We start from the raw sequence: 18,506 nt of genomic DNA, 5'->3' as shown, positions 1-18,506 counted from the left end.
GGCGGCCGAGCCGCCCAAATGGAGCCGCTGGTTCCGGCTGGTCGGCATCGAGCAGCCCGAGGGCGAGGTGGTGATGAAGGGCGCCGGCGAGCGGCCGCTGCTTCTGCTCGACCGCAAGGGCGAAGGCCGCGTCGGCATGTTCCTGTCCGACCAGGGCTGGCTGTGGGCACGCGGCTTCGAGGGTGGCGGCCCGCATGTCTCGCTCTACCGGCGCATTGCGCACTGGCTGATGAAGGAGCCGGATCTCGAGGAGGAGCGCCTCACCGCCGGCGGCCGCGGCATGGTGCTCGACATACGCCGCCAGACGATGAGCGACGATCCCGGCCCGGCCAAGATCATCACGCCATCGGGCAAAGCGCTCGACGTGCCGCTGACCGCCGCCGAACCGGGCATCTTCTCGGGCAGTGTCGAGACAGACGAGATCGGCCTCTACCAGGTGGCCAATGGGGATCTGACCGCGCTCGCCCATATCGGCCCCGTCAACGCGCCGGAATTCGCCGACACGGTTTCCACCGAAGAGGTGCTGCGGCCAGCTGCCGAGGAAAGCGGCGGCTCGGTGCGCAGGCTGGCTTCGCTGACCGGCCAGTCGCTGCCCGGCATCGTGCCGGTGCGCGGTTCGGCGGATGCGGCGGGCCGCGACTGGGTCGGCCTCAGGACCACCAATGACAGCCTGCTGAAATCGGTCAGCCGCGTGCCACTGTTCGGCGGCTTCTTCGGCCTTGCTTTGCTGCTGCTGGCGCTCGGCTCGATGTGGTACCGCGAAGGTCGTTGATCGCGGCCGCCATCCGCGCTACTGGCTGGACCATGACGCATCTGCCGGAACGCCTGCTTACGGGTTATCGCAGTTTCATGACCGGACGCTACCAGGCCGAGAGCAGCCGTTATCGGGCTCTGGCGCGCGACGGGCAGGAGCCCGAGACCATGGTCATCGCCTGCTGCGATTCCCGCGCCGCGCCCGAGGCGATCTTCGACACCGGGCCGGGCGAACTCTTCGTGGTCCGCAACGTCGCCAATCTGGTGCCGCCCTATGCACCGGACGGCGAGTACCATTCAACCTCGGCCGCGCTCGAATTCGCCGTGCAGAGCCTGAAGGTCAGGAACATCGTGGTGATGGGCCATGGCCGCTGCGGCGGCATCCGCGCCGCCCTTGCCCCCGAGGCCGCGCCGCTTTCGCCCGGCGACTTCATCGGCAAATGGATGAGCCTTGTCGCGCCCGCGGCCGACACCGTTTCGCAAAATACCATGATGACCGCCGGCGAGCGCCAGACTGCGCTTGAGCGCATTTCGATCCGCTATTCGATCGCCAATCTGAGAACCTTTCCCTGCGTGAAAATCCTCGAGGACAAGGGACGGCTGACGCTTTCGGGCGCCTGGTTCGACATTTCGGGCGGCGAGCTCTGGGTGATGAACCGCGAGACCGGCGATTTCGAGCGGCCCGAGATCGACTGAGGCGCTACGGGCCTCAACTGCGCGGGCTAGAGCAAGCCGCCCGATTTCGGAATCGGGCATCTCGCTCTAGCTTTTTTGTCGCATCGTTTTTGCCGAAAACCGGCATCCACTTTTCGGCACGATGCTCTAATCCTGCATTTTGCGCTTACTATCCTGGATTTTCTCGCGCCTCGTGTCGCCGCGCTCGGCAGGGCCGCCCTTGCCGGTCTCCTCCTTGTCCTGCCGCTTGAGCTCGCGCTCGACCACCTTGCGAGAGCCTTCCGGCGGGTCCTTCTGCAATCTGTGCATTTCGTCGGCCATGATCGCCTCCTTTGCTGGTGCTTGCCGGGGCAACGACGGGCGGACGGAAGCGGTTCCGTTCGCCGGCTTTGGTGAGGGTGTTCTTCGGCACAAGCTTCTCCGTTGCCACGCCCGCTTTCGCGTCTGGCCATTGACAATGAAGTTGGGAAGCGGGGCGCGATGCCAACGCCTTCCTAATTTTTATACGTGGCGCGAACTCCGCGCCCCGCCGGTGATTTTTCAGCCCCCCGTTTCCCAGCCTGCGGCCCTGCCGACATGCGTCGGTGGTTTGCCGTGACAGCGCGAGCGATATACGGCGCCTCGCGCCCGTCTTAGCGGACAGTCGTGGAAACTCTGGACGACCTTCCGCTTCCGCGGCCACGTTAGCCGCTTCCCCGGAACACCGGTTCCTCCCCGCAAATCACCGTCATGACCGGCGTTCCCGCAGGAGAAACTGCCGGGGATTATGGGGCAAAGGCGGAGGGTGTGGACAAATCCGGGTGCGAAATTCTTCTCGCTGGCTGTTATGCCATTGTTCCATAACAGTTCTTTTGCGAACGAGCCGAAATGGAGGTGGATTCTATCCACGTTTGAGGTCGCAACGCCCCCTCCACCGCCTTCGGCGGTCCCCCTCCCCCGTAAACGGGGGAGGATCCGCAGCGGCGGCGCTGGTTCCTCCCCTGCGAAGCGGGGGAGGAGGACTATGCGAAGCATGGTGGAGGGGCGAGCCTACTCCTCCGGTTCGGTCGTGAACATCAGCGGATAACCGGCGGCCTTACCGGCGTCGGTGGCGCGGGTCGCCTTGGTCTCGGCGACATCCTTGGTGAAGACAGCGACGACGCAGACACCGCGCCGGTGCGCCGTGATCATAACCCGGTGCGCCTGGTCCTCGCTCATGCGGAACTCGGCTTTCAGCACGGTAACGACGAATTCGCGCGGCGTGAAATCGTCGTTGATCAGGATGACTTTGTGCAGCTTCGGCCGCTCGGTTTTCAGCCGGGTGCTGGTGCGGGGTACGGTGACGGTGGAAGGCATGGGCATTCAGGCACGGTTGGGCACCTAGCCCGCAATCTCGCATGACGCACCAGCTAGGTCCATTTGAGTGAATCCAGCACGTTTGGTTCGAAAGTCAACCTTGTGCCGACAGAAACGGACATTCCGGTATGGACACCATCAAACCTAATTCAGCCGCTTAACGCGATGAGAGTGATGCGAGGCCTGGTGCCAGCGCATTACACGGCCGACCAATGCGGCGGCGGCCATGGCTGCCAGAACGGCGGTCGCGGCGAGGAACAGCCCGACATACCCGAAGCCCATAATCATTGGCGTGCTGAGCAACGGTGAGCAGAACTGCCCGATGAACACGGAGGCGGTCAGAACGCCGCCTGCCAAGCCACGGCGCTGCGGCGGCGCGAGCTTGAGCGTGATAGCGACGAAACTGGGCGAGACTGCCGCATAACCAGCCCCAATCAACGCAGCGCCGGCAAAGCTCAGCAAGGAAGCCTGCGGCAGGGTCAGCAACAGGAAACCAGAAGCCATGGCGGCATACCCCAAGGCGAAGACACCGGTATAGCCGATGGCTCGCTGAATCCGTGAGTAGAGCAGCGCGACACACCCGCCGGTGAGCATCAGAACGCTCAGGGTCGCGCCCGTCATTATCGCGCTGTCATAGCCCTGGGCGTCGAAGTAGAACGGTAGCTGCGTCGGCATGATGAAGAAGAACATGTTCGTCAACGCCTGGAGAAAGACCACCCCAACAAACAGCAAACGCCAAGTGGGCAGCTTCCCGCCCACTGCTGCCGCGCCGGCTTCCCGATTTGGCAAGACACGATTCGGCTCGACGATCACCTTCCACATCAGCGGCAGCACCAGCAGCGCCAGTCCATAGACGGCGAATGGGAAACGAGGGGACATTGCGGCGACCCAGCCGGCCAGCAGGATGAACAGCAAGCCGCCGAAGTTTCGCGCCGAGATCTGCAATCCGGTCAGAGCGCTTCTCGCCTCTCCGGCGAAATAGTCGCCGATCAACGCGGTTTGCGCCGTCATGATTAACGCAACGGCGACTCCAAGGACAATGCGGCTCATGAAGATCGTCGGCAGATCGGGCAGGAACAGCCCGGCACTTCCAGCGACCACGAAAAGCATAATGCCGGCGAGTAGCAGGCGGCGTCGCCCGAACCGGTCGGCTGCGAGGCCTGCCAGCGGAGCCAGCAGGGCAATGCTCAACGATGGCGCCGGCACCAACAGGCGCGTCAGCATGGCCGCGTTGGGATCGCCCGCAAACAGGCGCTGCAGGCCGGGCAACGCCGGGCTGATTGCTGCATTCGCCATGACCGTCAGTGTCGCCGCCATCAACAGCGCAATCGCGCGGCTGTCCCTCCACACCGCTATTCCCTTCGTGTCCGCCACGCTCGCCATCGCCATTCCCCTTGCTGAAATCGTCGTCTTGGGGGATGCTACGACTTCAAGCCAACTTGAGGTCAAGCATGAAAATGATGGATATCGGCGAAGTTGCTGAGCGCACGGGCGTACCGCCTTCGACCCTGCGGTATTACGAGGAAATCGGCCTCATTCGCTCCTTTGGCCGGCACGGGCTTCGGCGACAGTTCGAACCGGATGTTCTGCTAAGGCTCTCTCTCATCGCTTTGGGCAAAACAGCCGGCTTTTCGCTCGTTGAGATCGCAGCGATGTTCCGGCGGGATGGCCAACTCGATCTTCCGCGCGCAGAGTTGCACGCCAAGGCGGATGAATTGCAGCGGCAGATGGTGGACCTGCGCGTGTTGCGTGACGCGCTTCGCCACGTCGCCGACTGTCCAGCGCCGAGCCATCTGGAATGCCCATCTTTTCGTAAGCTTATGAAAGCCGCGTCGCGCACCAGAAGCCCTCGGAAGCTGCCGGCAAAGGCCCGCACGTAAAACGAGTTCGACTGGATTCTGCCAGTGCTGACGCCTGCCCAAATGTTTAGGTCATTGTCTCGGCCAACACGAGCCCGACGCTTGAGGCCTTTTGGGAACGCTCTCGCCCAAATGGTATCAGCACATACCCTGCCACTCCGCCACCCGCTCCACCGCCGCATCGAGATTGCCTTTCGCCGTCGCGGCGGATTCCTTGCGCGGCTTGAAATCGTGGTCGCCGTCTTCCAGCCAGAACAGCGAGATCGTGGGCGAGAGGCGGTAGCCTGAAACTTCCTCCTTCGTGCCGAACGGGTCGCGCGTCCCCTGGCAGATCAGCGTGGGGGCGGAGAGCTTTTCCAGATGCGCGGTGCGCAGCTTTTCCGGGCTGCCGGGCGGGTGGAACGGATAGCCCAGGCAGACGAGGCCGGCGATCTTCCTGTCCGCGTAGAGCGCGTCGGCGACCATGCTCGCCACCCTTCCGCCCATCGACTTGCCGCCGATGAAGAGTTTTGGCGCCGGGCCGAGTTTTTCGACCGCGGCGCGGTATTCGGTGAGCAGTGTTTCGGCGCGCGGCGGTGGTTTTCGTCCCACGCCCGTGCGCCGCGCGGCCATGTAGGAGAATTCGAAGCGGGCGACGCGGATGTTTTTTGCCGCCAGTCGGTCGGCAAAGCCGTTCATCCAGGCCGAATCCATTGGCGCGCCCGCGCCATGGGCGAGGAGGATGGTGGCGTTTGCGTCGGCGGGGCCGGTGAAGATGAAGTCTGGCATAGATACTCCACTATCCCTTCTCCCCCTGTGGGAGAAGGTGCCTGAACGAAGTGAAGGCGGATGAGGGGTGTTGGACAGAACTCCTTCGGCTGCATTCCGTCCAGCACCCCTCATCCGACCTCCCCTTCGACAAGCTCAGGGTCGGCCACCTTCTCCCACAAGGGGAGAAGGGAAGATGGCTACCGCCTCAGCACCGCGCTCAGCACATCCCGCACCCCGATGGAGCCGATGAAGCGGGAGCTTTCGTCGAATATTGCTACCGGCGCGGTCTGCGAGCGGTGCATGGCGAGCATCACGGTCTTCAGCGTCGTGCCGGGCTTGGCCCAGAAGACCTGCGGGGCGTCGTCGGGAAGTTTTTCGATGTCGTCGCAGGAGACCCAGACGGCAGGCTTGCCGTCGCGCTCGGCGGCCTCCACCAGCCCGTTCGCGTCGATCTGAAAACGCGTCGTGCAGCGCCGGTCGAGCCAGAGCCAGCCGCCCTCGCCCGCTGCTTCGAGATCGCGGCGGTCGCGCATCACGTTCCAGGCTGTGAGCACCGAGAGCGGGTTCACATTGGCGATGAAGTCGCGGACGTAATCATTGGCGGGGCGCAGCACGATGTCTTCCGGCGTGCCGGTCTGGACGATGCGGCCGCCCTCCATGATGGTGATGGTGTTGCCGATCTTCAGCGCCTCCTCGAGGTCGTGGGAAACGAAGATGATGGTCTTCTTCAGGGTGTCCTGAAGCTGCAGCAACTCATCCTGCAGCTTCGTGCGGATCAGCGGGTCGAGCGCGGAGAACGGCTCGTCCATCAGAAGGATCGGCGCTTCGGTGGCGAAGGCGCGGGCAAGGCCGACGCGCTGCTGCATGCCGCCGGATAGCTCGTGCGCGTATTTCTGCGCCCACTGGTCGAGGCCGACCAGCTTCAACTGCCGCTCGACGCGCTGCTTGCGCTCGGCCTCGGGCACGCCGGAAAGCTCCAGGCCGAAGCCGACATTTTCCGCAACCGTGCGCCAGGGCAGCAGCGCGAATTGCTGGAACACCATGGCGACGCATTCGCGGCGGATCTTTCTCAGCTGATCGTCGCCGCAGGAGACGACATCGGCAGACCAGTCGCCGTCATGCACCACCACACTGCCGCGCGCGACCTTGTTGAGGCCGTTGACGGCGCGCAGCAAAGTGGACTTGCCCGAACCGGAGAGGCCCATGAGGACGGAGATCTCGCCCTCGTTGACGGTGAGGCCGGCGCCGGCGCAGCCGAGCACCGTGCCGGTCTTCTCCAGGATCTCCTGGCGGGTCGCGCCGCGATCGATCATCGCCAGCGCCTGCGCCTTGTCGTCGCCGAAGACGATGTCGACGTCGCGAAACTCGACGGCGGGCTTCATTTGGCGGCTCCCGCGCCGATGCGGCTCATGCGGTCGAGGATGATGGCGAGCACCACGATGGCGAGGCCGGCTTCCAGCCCGAGCGGGATGTTGACCGAGTTAAGCGCCCGAACCACCGGCTTGCCGAGGCCGTTGGCGCCGATCAGGGCGGCGATCACGACCATTGAGAGGCAGAGCATGATGCACTGGGTGAGCCCGGCCATGATGGTGGGGAGCGCCGCCGGCAGCTCGACCTTCCAGAGCAACTGGCGTTTCGTTGCGCCGAACGCCTCGCCGGCCTCGATCATCGGCCTGGGCACCGAGGTGATGCCGAGATAGGTGAGCCGGATCGGCGCGGGCGATGCGAAGATGACGGTGACGATGAGGCCCGGCGCGATGCCGAGGCCGAACAGGATGAGCACCGGGATCAGGTAGACGAAGGTCGGCATGGTCTGCATCAGGTCGAGCACCGGCTGGAGATAGCGGTAGCCGCGCTCGCTATGCGCGGCCCAGATGCCGATCGGCACGCCGATGGCCATGGAGGCTGCGGCGGCCGCGACGACCAGCACCAGCGTCTCGACCGTTTCCTGCCACAGATCCTGGTTGACGATGAAGAGCAGTCCGATCGCGACGCCGAGCGCCAGCTTCCAGGAGCGCTGCAGATACCAGGCGAGCGCGGCGATGGCCGCGACCAGAAGGACCGGGGGGATCATCAGCAGGAAATCTACGAGCCCGTCGAGCACGACCGTCAGCCCGTCGGCGATGGAGTCGAAGAACCACTCGAAATTGGTGGTCAGAAAATCGAAGAAGGCCTTGCCCCAGCGGCCGATCGGTATCTTGAAATCGGCGATAAAATCGGAAATCGGATCCATGCACCCTCTCAATTCGGAGGCGGTTGCGCCGCCCCTCACCCTTACCCTCTCCCGTGATCCTTCGACAGGCTTCATCCTTCGACAAGCTCAGGACGGGGAGAGGGGTCGTCAGCGTGCAGCCCCTCGCTGCTCTGCGCCGGTCGTCAGGTTCTCAGCCTTCCAGCGCCGCCTTCACGGCCGCCGTCGCATCGCCGCCGTCGAAGGTCGTGACGCCCTCCAGCCAAGGAGCGACCGCGTCCGGATTGGCCTTCAGCCAGGCGGTGGCGGCTTCCTTCGGATCGGCGCCGTCATTGAGGATCGCGCCCATGATCTCGTTTTCCATCTCCAGCGAGAACACCATGTTCTTGAGCAGCGCGCCGACATTCGGGCATTCGGTCGTGTAGCCGGCCCGCACATTGGTGTGGACGGTGGCGCCGCCGAAATTCGGGCCAAACACGTCGTCGCCGCCAGACAGGTAGGCCATATCGATATTGGCGTTCATCGGGTGCGGCTCCCAGCCGAGGAAGACGACATCCTCGCCAGAGCCGGCGGCCTTCTGCACGGCAGACAGCATGCCGGCCTCCGAGCTTTCGACGAGTTCGAAATCTTTCAGGCCGAACTTGTCGTTCTCGATCATGTCGAGGATCAGCCTATTGCCGTCATTGCCGGCTTCGATGCCGTAGATCTTGCCGTCTAGCTTGTCCTTGAACTTGGCGATGTCTTCGAAGCTCTTGAGGCCGGCGTCGAAGGTGTGCTGCGGCACGGCGAGCGTGTATTTCGCGCCTTCGAGATTGGTGACCACCGTCTCGACCGACTTGTCTTCCAGGTAGGGCTTGATGTCGGCTTCCATGGTCGGCATCCAGTTGCCGAGGAACACGTCGACATCCTTGTTCTTGAGCGAGGTGTAGGTGACCGGCACCGAAAGAACCTGCACGTCGGGCTCATAGCCGAGCGCTTCGAGGATGACCGAGGCGGTTGCGGTGGTGGCGGTGATGTCTGTCCAGCCGACATCGGCGAAGCGCACCGGCTTGCAGCTTTCCGGATCGGCGGCGAGCGCTGCGCCGACGGAAAGAAATGCCGCCAGACCGAAGCCGGCGGCGAATGTTTTCATACGCGACATTTGTATTCTCCCATTGTGATCTGTCGGCAAAGCGGAAATTGCGTTTTCTTCTACCGCTCGTGTTACGGCAGCCAAACACCATTTTGGCGCGGTTTCAAGCGTGATGACGGAGCGTGCCGCGCCCCGCGCTTTGCCACGTGCGACAAACTCCTGTCGGTTGCACGACGGCGGGCGACAAATCCCGATGCCGCGCATTTGCTACCGTCTTTCAATCGCCTTGTGTGCTGCCTATATTCGCCCGACGATCTGAAGCCGAGGCTGGAGGGACCACTATGGCGACACTGCAGAATTTCGACGCCGAGATTGAGAAGACGAAGCAGGTCGTGGAGGAGATGCGCTCCAAGATCGATCAATCGGCCGTGGTGCTGGAAAAATTTGCCAAAACTGACCAGAAGATCGGCGCCGCCGATTTCGACATCGAGAATGCCCGCATCCAGGATGTGCTGAACCAGCAGAAGATCATGGAAGGCAACATCGCCGACCTGATCATCGGGCTGGAGGACGCGACGAACGTCTTCGGCGCGGAATTCGAGAACATGAAGAGCTTTACCGGCTGGGAAAGCTTCGTCGGCATCTTCTCGGATGAATCGAAGCAGCGCATGCGCACCGATCGCGTCCGCAACATGTCGCTGGCCGGAAACCTGCAGGAACTGCTGTCGAAGTCGGACACCATCGTCGGCATATTGAAGGCGCAGAAGCAGGTTCTCGACGCGCGCTACAAAACCTCGGAAGCGAGCCTCGCCCAGGTGATCGAGCGCCGCAAGGCGACGATGGCCAACCTCGAAGCGGTGCAGAAGCGCATCGAGGAGCTGAACCCGATGCTGCTTGACGTCGAAAACCGCATCGCCGCATCGACCAGCCAGAAGGACCGCACCGATCTCGAATCGGAACGCTCCAAGCTCGCCACCGAATACAACGAGAAGCAGGCGAAGGAGCAGGAAATACTGGCCGAGAGCCAGACGCTGGAGCGCTACACCTCGATGTTCCAGACTTTCGTGGATTCGCTCAACAACCAGATCGCGGCGCAGAATACGCTGATCAACAAGCTGACCATCGATACCGAGCAGCGCATCGTGCTCTACAAGGCGCTGGAGGACTCGTTGAAGACCGCTGCGCAGCAGGACGTCGCCCACAAGATCAATACGCTGGGCAGTCAGGTCGACAACACCGCCGAGCAGACCATGGCCGGCATCGGCGCGGCAGCGCAGAAGCATATAGGCGACCTGCTCGAACTGCACGAGAAGAACATGGTCGCCACCGCCGACATCCAGCGCCGCAAGAAGCTCGCCGACGACGCTTTTGCGCGGCGCTTCGAGGAAGTGCTGAGGAAGCACAATGCTTCGGATTATGTGCAGACTTAGATCGCAGCGATTGTGACAGCAGCGCCGTTTATGGGCTCCGTTCCATCCCGCCCCTCACCCTTACCCTCTCCCCGTAAGGACGGGGAGAGGGGGGCGTCAGCGTCGCCGCTTGTCTCTTCCCCCCGTACTTCACGGGGCGCCCGATGACCTCCCCCGCGGACCCAGCCGCCCGTTATTTCGAGGCCATCCGCGCAGCCCTCAGCGGCCTCGAAATCTTCATGCGCGACGACCGCTCGCCGCTCTACCGGCACGGCATCGTCGCCAAGGTGGTCGCCGAATACATAGCGCGGCTGGAAAAATCCTTCGCCTGCTGGGAGAACCGGCTGGGCTTCATGGACAAGTTCAGGATCTCGCGCGCCGAAAGCGGCTTTCCGGTCTACCAGAACATTCTGGAGCTGGAGAACGACCGCCGCACGGCCGGGAAGCGGCTGGCCGGCATACCCGAACCCGGCGAGTTGCGCGTCGAGATGGCCGACTTCATCCTGCGCCACAAGGAATTTCCGTCAGCCCTCCAGAAATCCATGGCCGAGCGGCTTTATCTGGAAGACGTCAAGGACGGCGTCGTATTCGGGCCGTTCATGCTGGCGCAGACGGCGAAGGTCTCGGTCAATCCAAAAACCTTCCGGCCCTATTACCTCGTTCATTGGGCGACGTTCGACGGTACCGCCAACCTGCCGCTGATCTACATGGCCACTGTCGAGGATTCGTCCAAGGCGATGGTCGAGCAACTGGTCGGCGAAGACGGCAAGCTCAGCGAAAAGGTGGAAATTCCTCTGCCCGTCGACGGACTGCTCAATCCCGAGCTTGCCCATCGCTTCGACGATTTCACCGAGAAGAACTCGGCCTATACGCTGTCGCCAGCGACGATCGCTTCCAATCTCGACAAGGATTTTGCCGAGCTGCATCCCAAGCAGCTTCGGCGCATCGTGCTCGGGCCGTTCTACACGGCCGGCATTACCGAGCACAATTCGGCGGTTGCCGACGTGCTGTCCAAGGTGCGCAAGCAGGAAAACGCCTGGCTGCTGACCTGGACGATCCAGGAGATCTATTCGAAGGGCGAGCGGCCGGGCCGCAAGGGCCTGTGGTCGAGCGAGCCGGCAAGCGAGGAGTTTTATATCAACACCGACGACCTCGAAGCCGCGCGCCAGGGCGTGTCGAGCTATGAAAAGCACGCACTTGTGCCGCACGAGGCCTATCAGGCGCTCTACGCCGCGGGCGAGGCGCAGAAGATTTTCCTCGGCTACAAGGTTCACATCCTGTCAAAGGGCCGGGTGATTTCAGATGTGTGAGGGATACCCGCGCTTAGCAGCGCATCGCCCCCTCCACCGCCTTCGGCGGTCCCCCTCCCCCGTAAACGGGGGAGGATCAGGCGGCGACGCTGGTTCCTCCCCTGCAAAGCGGGGGAGGGGGACCATGCGAAGCATGGTGGAGGGGGCGTCATACTATTCTGCGCAGAGGGCATGCACATGGACACCGGCCTGACCACGATACCCGAAGCGGACATCGAGAAGCATCTTGCCACCGCACAGTCGATGATCACGCGCATCGTCGTGCTGGAGGATTCGAGCGGCCAGTCGGGCACGTCGCTGGCCGGCACCGGGCGGCGATTTGTTTCAACGGTGTCGACTGGATCGGTACGCAAGACCCGCGAGATCGAGCTGTCGAAGACCGTCGCGGCGATCCGGCCCGACGACCAGTTGATGACGATTGGGCAGCACGCTTTGCTCTACCGCGCGCGGCGTGGCCTGTCGGTGGCGCTCGCCATCGGCGATGTCTTTGCCCGCAGCAACGACCTCGAAAGCTTGACGGCCAAAAACGCACGTGCGCCGCTCGAAGGCGACGCGGCCGCGCATTTCAAGAAGCTTCTCTCGGCGTCGGCCTATGTGTCGGCGTTCAGCTTCGCCTCCTATCTGGCGCAGTTGATCGACGGCGACGGCGAGCCGCCGAACGACATCAAGGAGCCGGACTTCCTGTTCGACACGCCGCAGGACGCGCTGAAATCGCTGATCGCCGGCCTTGACCGGGCGATAACCGGCGCGATGGACGATGCCGATTTGATGACGCGCGCCCGCGCCTTCGCCCGCATCGCGATCGAGGGGCTTTTGACGCGCAAGAGCCGCTTCGACGGCCTCGGCGCGTTCGAGGACGCGCATATCCGCATCGAAGCGGACGATTTCACGGTGGACGGCTTCGATGTCGCGCCGGGCAAGAAGTCGAAGCCGCTGGTGATGACCTTCAAGAAGCCGGATGAGGTCGTCGGCAACCACATCGCCAAATACCAGGCGGTGAAACTGGCCAAGATGCTGATGGCCTACGATTTCGACCGCGAGATGAACCCCTTCGTCGAACTCGGCGGCTTTCTGTTCACCTTCATCGGCGACGGCGCGCCGGGAACGGGCAAGACGACGCTGATCCAGATGATAGCCGGGCTTGTGCACGGCTACTGCCAGGTCGCCGGCTATCCCTTCGTTTACGAGAATTTCGGCGTCGACCAGATTTCCTCCTATCAGGGCAAATCCGGCCAGAGCTGCAAGCAGTTCATCAACAATGTGCTGAACCCGCGCGCCATCGGCTTCGGCACGATCGACGACATCGACCAGGTCGCGGCCAAGCGCTCCGACGACCGGGCCTCGGCCGGCCAGCAGGAAATCACCGGCGTCCTGATGGAAAGTTTTGGCGGCGCCTCGACCGTGGTGCGCGGCAATTGCTCGTTCGGCATGTTCTCCAACTATCCCGAAAATGTCGACGATGCGCTGCGCCAGCGCGCCGGCGCGCGCTGGCTCGTAGACGGGCCGCAGACGCGCGAGGACTACATCGACATTTTCGTCCTGCTTGCCGGCAAGAACCACAAGATCGATCTCGGCGATCATGATCTCTATGCCGCGCAGGAGATACAGCGCGCCGTGGAAGACGCATATGAGACTCATTTCAAGCCTCAGGAAGACGGGCTGATGCGGGTCTATGAGCGCTTCATGAAGGAGAACGGCGAGCCGAAAACTATGGCCGACGTCGGAACTTACCTCCACATGATCAAGGAGGCCGAGCCGCGCTTCACCGGCCGCGCGATAAAAAACGTCACCGATGCGATCAAGATGCGCGCCATGGACATCGAGCTTCCCGACGAATGGTTCGAGAAGCCGGAAGCCTTCATGCACAAGGGATACGACGACAAGAAAGCCATGATCGAGGAACTGCGCGGGCCGTTCTCGATGGACATGGTGATGCAGGAGATCAACCGCTACGCGGATTCCGAGTTCCGCTATTCGGACCGGTCGGACGATGCTGCGGTTTCGAAGATGCTGCGCGACGCGAGACTGCGCGAGCGCGCCGCAAGGGAGATGGAGGAGTTGAAGAAGAAGGGGATGTGGAATGCTTGAGGTGGCGCGCTCCCTTCTCCCCTTGTGGGAGAAGGTGGATTGGCGCGGAGCGCCAAGACGGATGAGGGGTGTTGGAAGAAACGCCAGCGCCTGCGCTCCGTCCAACACCCCTCATCCGACCTCCCCTTCGGCAAGCTCAAGGTCGGCCACCTTCTCCCACAAGGGGAGAAGGAAGGGCCTCGCCCCTCATCCGCCCTTCGGGCACCTTCTCCCCGTGAACGGGGAGAAGGGAAGGCTGCATTAAATGGAACTCCTGCGCGCCAATGAGCTGATCTACGGGCGGCTGCTGCCGGTCGAGGAGCCGCATCTGATCGAGCGCTACAACAAGGCGCTGACGGCGTTCGGGCTTAAGCCGACCGAGCTTGAGAAATTCGACATTGACCGTACCGGCTTCTCGCCACAAATCGCCGAGGAACTGGACGACCCACACTATCTCGATCCAAACCAGGTCAACCGCCGCTTCGTCATCCTGACCCCGGCGCAGGCCGATTTGCCGGTGGTGCATACGGCGTTCTCCAACACGTCGCAGTTGGTCTACGAGTTCTTTTCGAAGAATTCGCGCGCCATCGACGCGTTGACCATCAAGGACGTGATCTACGGCGAGATCGAGGATTCGGTCTCCAGGGTCGATGATATCGAGGATCTTCTTTCCATCAACCAGGTCGAGTTCCGGGTGCTGTCGGCGGAGGATGTGCTCGGCAAGGCTTCGGAACTCGCGACGCTGGTCGATCGGCTGAAGCAGGAGCCGGACGCCTGGCGCGACAACAAAATGCTGGAGCGGATGGTGGAGCTCGCCAAAGTGACCGGCGACATCCGCGAAAACGCGTTGGTGCCGGATCAGGTGATCTTCCGCCACAACGCCTTCTGGACCAGCCATTTTGGCGGGCTCTACGTGTTCGTCGACAAGGACATGACGACTGTGATCAGCGATCCGGCGGCGCCCGGTTTCCGCCGGTCGCGGCCCTGGCAGGTGAGCTATCTGTCAATCCGCGACGCCGACCGGGTGTTCCGCTTCCTGGCTTCGACCGGCCGCATCGAGCTGCCGCGGGCGTCGTGGATTGAGACCTCGGACTACCTCGAGCACCGCGCCGAGATGGCGATCGGCGCGCTTATCCGCGATGCCGAGCCGAACGTCGACCCCGGCAAGTTCGACCGGGTTTGGCTGCAAACCTGGATCCACGGCCATGCCGAACTGATCAACCGCGACGGCACGTTTCCCTTCCTCAACGCCGCCAAGCGCGAGATCGCGCATCTCGGCCAGTTGAAGATCGACGAGGTGTTTCCGCAGCATCGTTTCCTGGTCATCCGCGCCAAGCCGGACCATCCCGACGCATGGCTGACGAACCGGCTGATCTCGGATTTCGTGCCGTCCGATTTCGTGTCGCGCTACGTGTTCAACAAGCAGGGCTTCTACAAGGACTACGAAGGCTTCGGCGAGGCTTGGCGGCGGCATGTTGTGAACACGCTGAAAACCACATATCTGAAGGACAAGGAGGCGTTCCGGGCGCGCCTCTACGGCCTGACCGACTAGAATGCGTCAATCGAGGGGGCACTATGCTTGATCCGATCGTGAATTTCTTCACCCGGATTTTCCAGTGGATCGGCCGCGGCATCGGGCTGGTCATTGGCGCAATACTCTGGCCGTTCCTGTGGGCGGGGCGCTGGTACACGCACCGCGGCTGGATCCTGAAGACGGTGCTCGGCCTGACGATTGCCGGGCTGGTCGTGCTCTACGGCTATTTCATCTGGAACACTCAGGTCTGGACCAATTTCAACCCAGCCTACGCCGAAGCATATAATTTTACGCAGGCGCCGACGGCCGCCCCGGCGCAGCCCGCTCCTTCCGCCACCGCCCCAGTTGAGGGCGCCGCCGACGTCGAGGGCGAGGTCAAGACCTGCACCACCTCGGCAATCACCCAGGTGGCCGCCGATCTCATCGACTTCAACGTCAACGAGAACGCCTGGATTTCGTCGATGATCCTCTACAAATTGGGGTTCTTCGGCATGGATTGGGATCGCACGCCGTTCCTCGACAACAAGGCTTCGTTCCAGCGCGGGGTCAATCAGGCGATCCGCCGGACTTCGGTAGAGCTCGTCGACACGCTCGGGCGCGTGCGCGGCACCAGCCAGATAGACCAGAACCTTCAGGACGCGCGCGGCGCGATCACCTTCGACGAGGAGACATGGTATTTCGGCCTTCGCCCCTTCGGACCGAAGACCCCAACGCCCAGTTTTTATCGCTCTGCTGCGCGCAGCCTGCGAGCCTTCAACGACCGGCTCCAGAAATGCGAGGTGGTCTTCAACGCGCGGGCCGACAATCTGATGCAGTTCGTCGACCGCATCGCCAGCGACATCGGCTCGACGTCCGACATGATCCGGGACCGCTCGCAGAACTACAACAGCGGCTGGTTCGACACGCGGGCCGACGACCGGTTCTGGTTCGCCTACGGCCAGCTCTACGGCTATTACGGCATCCTGGTCGCCGCTCACCATGATTTCCGGCAGGTCATCGACTCGCGCGGGCTTGGGCCGCTCTGGGACAATGTCGAAGGCCAGCTCAAGGCCGCGCTGGCAATCCGCCCCTTGATCATTTCCAATGGCCGCGAGGATGGCTGGATCATGCCGACGCATCTCACCACCATGGGCTTCTATGTGCTCAGGGTGCGGTCGAACCTTGTCGAGGTCAGGTCGGTGCTGGATAGGTAGAGAATAAGCGAAAAGGGAACGACGCTGGCCCAAGCCGCCGCGTTATTGCCTTTGCTATTCGCTACTCGCTATTCGCTACTCCCCATTCGCTAATTTCCCTGTCGCTTTTCGCGCATTCTCCGACTGTTTTGAGACGGCGCGGCGGCAAGCTGTCGGGCTTCTATGCCCGCCACGAGAGGCGTCGCATTCGCGACACAAATCCACAATCCCGAGGGAAACGTCATGGCCGAAGTAAAATCCGACATCGAGATCGCGCGCGCCGCCAGCAAGAAGCAGATCCAGGAGATCGGCGCCAAGATCGGCATCCCGACCGAACACCTCCTGCCCTACGGCCACGACAAGGCGAAGGTGTCGGCCGAGTTCATCAAATCGGTGAAGGGCAACCGGGACGGCAAGCTGATCCTGGTTACCGCGATCAACCCGACGCCGGCCGGCGAAGGCAAGACGACCACGACCGTCGGCCTCGGCGACGGGCTGAACCGCATCGGCAAAAAGGCGATCGTCTGCATCCGCGAGGCCTCGCTCGGACCCAATTTCGGCGTCAAGGGCGGTGCGGCCGGCGGCGGCTACGCGCAGGTCGTGCCGATGGAGGACATGAACCTCCATTTCACCGGCGATTTCCACGCGATCACCACGGCCCACAATCTGCTTTCGGCGCTGATCGACAACCACATCTACTGGGGCAACGATCTCGGCATCGACATCCGCCGCGTCGTCTGGCGGCGCGTCATGGACATGAACGACCGGGCGCTGCGCGAGATCCTGTGCTCGCTCGGCGGCGTCGCCAACGGCTTTCCGCGCGAGGCGGGCTTCGACATCACGGTCGCATCGGAAGTGATGGCGATCCTGTGCCTGGCGACCGACCTGAAGGATCTGGAAAAGCGCCTCGGCGACATCATCGTCGCCTATCGCCGCGACAAGACGCCGGTCTATGCCCGCGACCTGAAGGCGGACGGCGCGATGGCCGTGCTCTTGAAGGACGCCATGCAGCCCAACCTGGTGCAGACGCTGGAGAACAATCCCGCCTTCGTGCATGGCGGCCCGTTCGCCAACATCGCGCATGGCTGCAACTCGGTTGTCGCCACCACGACGGCGCTGAAGCTCGCCGACTACGTGGTGACGGAAGCCGGCTTCGGCGCCGATCTCGGCGCGGAAAAATTCTTCGACATCAAATGCCGCAAGGCCGGCCTGAAGCCGGCGGCGGCGGTGATCGTCGCCACGGTGCGGGCGCTCAAGATGAATGGCGGCGTCAAGAAGGAAGACCTCGGCGCAGAGAATGTCGCGGCGGTGAAGAAGGGCTGCGCCAATCTCGGCCGCCATATCGAGAATGTGAAGCAGTTCGGCGTTCCGGCGGTGGTCGCCATCAACCACTTCCATTCCGACACGGAGGCCGAAATCCAGGCGGTCAAGGACTTCGTCGCCTCGATGGGCGAGGAAGCGATCCTGTGCAAGCACTGGGCGCACGGCTCGGCCGGGATCGAGGAGCTCGCCAACAAGGTGGTGGCGCTGGCCGAGTCGGGCGGCTCGCAATTCGCGCCGCTCTATCCCGACGCCATGCCACTGTTCGAGAAGATCAACACCATCGTCCAGCGCATCTATCGCGGCTCGGAGGCGATCGCCGACAAGAGCGTGCGCGACCAGCTCCACGCCTGGGAGCAGGCCGGCTACGGCAAGCTGCCGGTGTGCATGGCCAAGACGCAGTATTCCTTTTCGACCGATCCGAACCTGCGTGGCGCGCCGACAGGCCATACCGTGCCGGTGCGCGAGGTGCGGCTCTCGGCCGGCGCCGGCTTCATCGTGGTCATCTGCGGCGAGGTGATGACCATGCCAGGCCTGCCCAAGACCCCCTCCTCCGAGAAGATCTTCCTCAACGAGATGGGCCAGATCGAAGGGCTGTTCTAAAGGGTCAATCGATCAACGCCTTTTCGGCTTGCGAGCGCCGCCCTTTCGGGGCGGCGTTTTTCTTTGCCGCGGACGCTGGCCGCCCATTTACATCAGGAATTTCGGAACAAAGCCGAACAGGAGGTGTTTTGACCCCGACGGGACGTTGGAAATCTTAGGAGACTTTCCATGAAAGGCATCATTATCAAGAGCGTGTTCGCCCTTGGTCTCGGGATCGCTCCCTGCGTCGCGTTAGCTCAGGCCCAGACTGAAGGCCAGAGCGGCGCAACAACGGGCGGCCAGGCCTGCCCGCCGGGCGCCGAATGCCCGAGCGGCGGCCAGCAGATGGAAGGCCAGGCGGGCGCAACCACCGAGGGTCAGGCCGACACCGAAGTGATGCCGCCTGAAGGTCAGGCTGGCGCCACAACCGAAACCGAGACTGAAGGCCAGGCCGGCACAACGCCCACCGAAGAGCCG

General features: G+C 62.9%; 15 protein-coding genes and 2 pseudogenes. 10 read left to right on the top strand and 7 right to left on the bottom strand.

Annotated features, from left to right (window positions below; genetic code table 11):
• A pseudogene (locus tag MAXJ12_RS09265) lies at positions 1-772 on the top strand (hypothetical protein); the annotation flags it as partial.
• 32 nt (positions 773-804) lie between these two features.
• On the top strand, positions 805-1,449 hold the full coding sequence (locus tag MAXJ12_RS09260) for a carbonic anhydrase (RefSeq protein ID WP_008835563.1): 645 nt from the start codon (positions 805-807) through the stop codon (positions 1,447-1,449).
• A 126-nt stretch (positions 1,450-1,575) separates the two neighbouring features.
• On the opposite strand, the gene MAXJ12_RS37585 is transcribed toward MAXJ12_RS09260, so the two are convergent.
• The 3 genes from MAXJ12_RS37585 to MAXJ12_RS09250 all read right to left on the bottom strand — a co-directional run bounded on the left by MAXJ12_RS37585 (position 1,576) and on the right by MAXJ12_RS09250 (position 4,146).
• Positions 1,576-1,749: a hypothetical protein gene (locus MAXJ12_RS37585; RefSeq protein ID WP_008835562.1), complete on the bottom strand. Its 174-nt coding sequence runs from the start codon at positions 1,747-1,749 to the stop codon at positions 1,576-1,578.
• Positions 1,750-2,457: 708 nt separating this feature from the next.
• Positions 2,458-2,763, bottom strand: a complete 306-nt coding sequence (clpS, locus tag MAXJ12_RS09255) for an ATP-dependent Clp protease adapter ClpS (protein ID WP_008835561.1) — start codon at positions 2,761-2,763, stop codon at positions 2,458-2,460.
• Positions 2,764-2,907: 144 nt separating this feature from the next.
• Positions 2,908-4,146: an MFS transporter gene (locus MAXJ12_RS09250; RefSeq protein WP_008835560.1), complete on the bottom strand. Its 1,239-nt coding sequence runs from the start codon at positions 4,144-4,146 to the stop codon at positions 2,908-2,910.
• A 68-nt stretch (positions 4,147-4,214) separates the two neighbouring features.
• Here MAXJ12_RS09250 and MAXJ12_RS09245 point away from each other — a divergent pair, with 68 nt between their 5' ends.
• On the top strand, positions 4,215-4,643 hold the full coding sequence (locus MAXJ12_RS09245; RefSeq protein ID WP_008835559.1) for a helix-turn-helix domain-containing protein: 429 nt from the start codon (positions 4,215-4,217) through the stop codon (positions 4,641-4,643).
• Positions 4,644-4,760: 117 nt separating this feature from the next.
• On the opposite strand, the gene MAXJ12_RS09240 is transcribed toward MAXJ12_RS09245, so the two are convergent.
• The 4 genes from MAXJ12_RS09240 to MAXJ12_RS09225 all read right to left on the bottom strand — a co-directional run bounded on the left by MAXJ12_RS09240 (position 4,761) and on the right by MAXJ12_RS09225 (position 8,704).
• On the bottom strand, positions 4,761-5,390 hold the full coding sequence (locus MAXJ12_RS09240; protein WP_008835558.1) for an alpha/beta fold hydrolase: 630 nt from the start codon (positions 5,388-5,390) through the stop codon (positions 4,761-4,763).
• A gap of 179 nt (positions 5,391-5,569) precedes the next feature.
• The gene (choV, locus tag MAXJ12_RS09235; RefSeq protein WP_008835557.1) at positions 5,570-6,754 is read right to left on the bottom strand and encodes a choline ABC transporter ATP-binding protein; all 1,185 of its coding nucleotides are present in this window, start codon (positions 6,752-6,754) and stop codon (positions 5,570-5,572) included.
• Complete coding sequence (gene choW, locus MAXJ12_RS09230; protein WP_008835556.1) at positions 6,751-7,605, bottom strand: choline ABC transporter permease subunit; 855 nt, start codon at positions 7,603-7,605, stop codon at positions 6,751-6,753. The genes choV and choW overlap by 4 nt, the downstream gene beginning before the upstream one ends.
• Before the next feature lie 151 nt (positions 7,606-7,756).
• On the bottom strand, positions 7,757-8,704 hold the full coding sequence (locus MAXJ12_RS09225) for a choline ABC transporter substrate-binding protein (protein WP_008835555.1): 948 nt from the start codon (positions 8,702-8,704) through the stop codon (positions 7,757-7,759).
• Positions 8,705-8,976: 272 nt separating this feature from the next.
• On the opposite strand from MAXJ12_RS09225, the gene MAXJ12_RS09220 reads away from it, so the two are divergent.
• The 7 genes and pseudogenes from MAXJ12_RS09220 to MAXJ12_RS09190 form a co-directional block, all read left to right on the top strand.
• The gene (locus MAXJ12_RS09220) at positions 8,977-10,065 is read left to right on the top strand and encodes a coiled-coil domain-containing protein (protein ID WP_008835554.1); all 1,089 of its coding nucleotides are present in this window, start codon (positions 8,977-8,979) and stop codon (positions 10,063-10,065) included.
• Between the two features lie 143 nt (positions 10,066-10,208).
• Positions 10,209-11,354, top strand: a complete 1,146-nt coding sequence (locus MAXJ12_RS09215; RefSeq protein ID WP_008835553.1) for a hypothetical protein — start codon at positions 10,209-10,211, stop codon at positions 11,352-11,354.
• Between the two features lie 177 nt (positions 11,355-11,531).
• Complete coding sequence (locus MAXJ12_RS09210) at positions 11,532-13,442, top strand: AAA family ATPase (RefSeq protein ID WP_008835552.1); 1,911 nt, start codon at positions 11,532-11,534, stop codon at positions 13,440-13,442.
• Positions 13,443-13,686: 244 nt separating this feature from the next.
• Positions 13,687-14,973, top strand: a complete 1,287-nt coding sequence (locus MAXJ12_RS09205; RefSeq protein WP_008835551.1) for a DUF6638 family protein — start codon at positions 13,687-13,689, stop codon at positions 14,971-14,973.
• Between the two features lie 23 nt (positions 14,974-14,996).
• A complete protein-coding gene (locus tag MAXJ12_RS09200; RefSeq protein ID WP_008835550.1) occupies positions 14,997-16,148 on the top strand; it encodes a DUF2333 family protein in 1,152 nt (383 codons plus the stop codon).
• A 222-nt stretch (positions 16,149-16,370) separates the two neighbouring features.
• Positions 16,371-18,050, top strand: a complete 1,680-nt coding sequence (locus tag MAXJ12_RS09195; protein ID WP_008835549.1) for a formate--tetrahydrofolate ligase — start codon at positions 16,371-16,373, stop codon at positions 18,048-18,050.
• 168 nt (positions 18,051-18,218) lie between these two features.
• A pseudogene (locus MAXJ12_RS09190) lies at positions 18,219-18,506 on the top strand (DUF1236 domain-containing protein); the annotation flags it as partial.

Origin of the sequence: Mesorhizobium alhagi CCNWXJ12-2, assembly GCF_000236565.1 — a bacterium.
GTDB classification, from domain to species: Bacteria; Pseudomonadota; Alphaproteobacteria; order Rhizobiales; family Rhizobiaceae; genus Allomesorhizobium; species Allomesorhizobium alhagi.
This window is presented reverse-complemented; position numbering and strand designations above follow the sequence as displayed.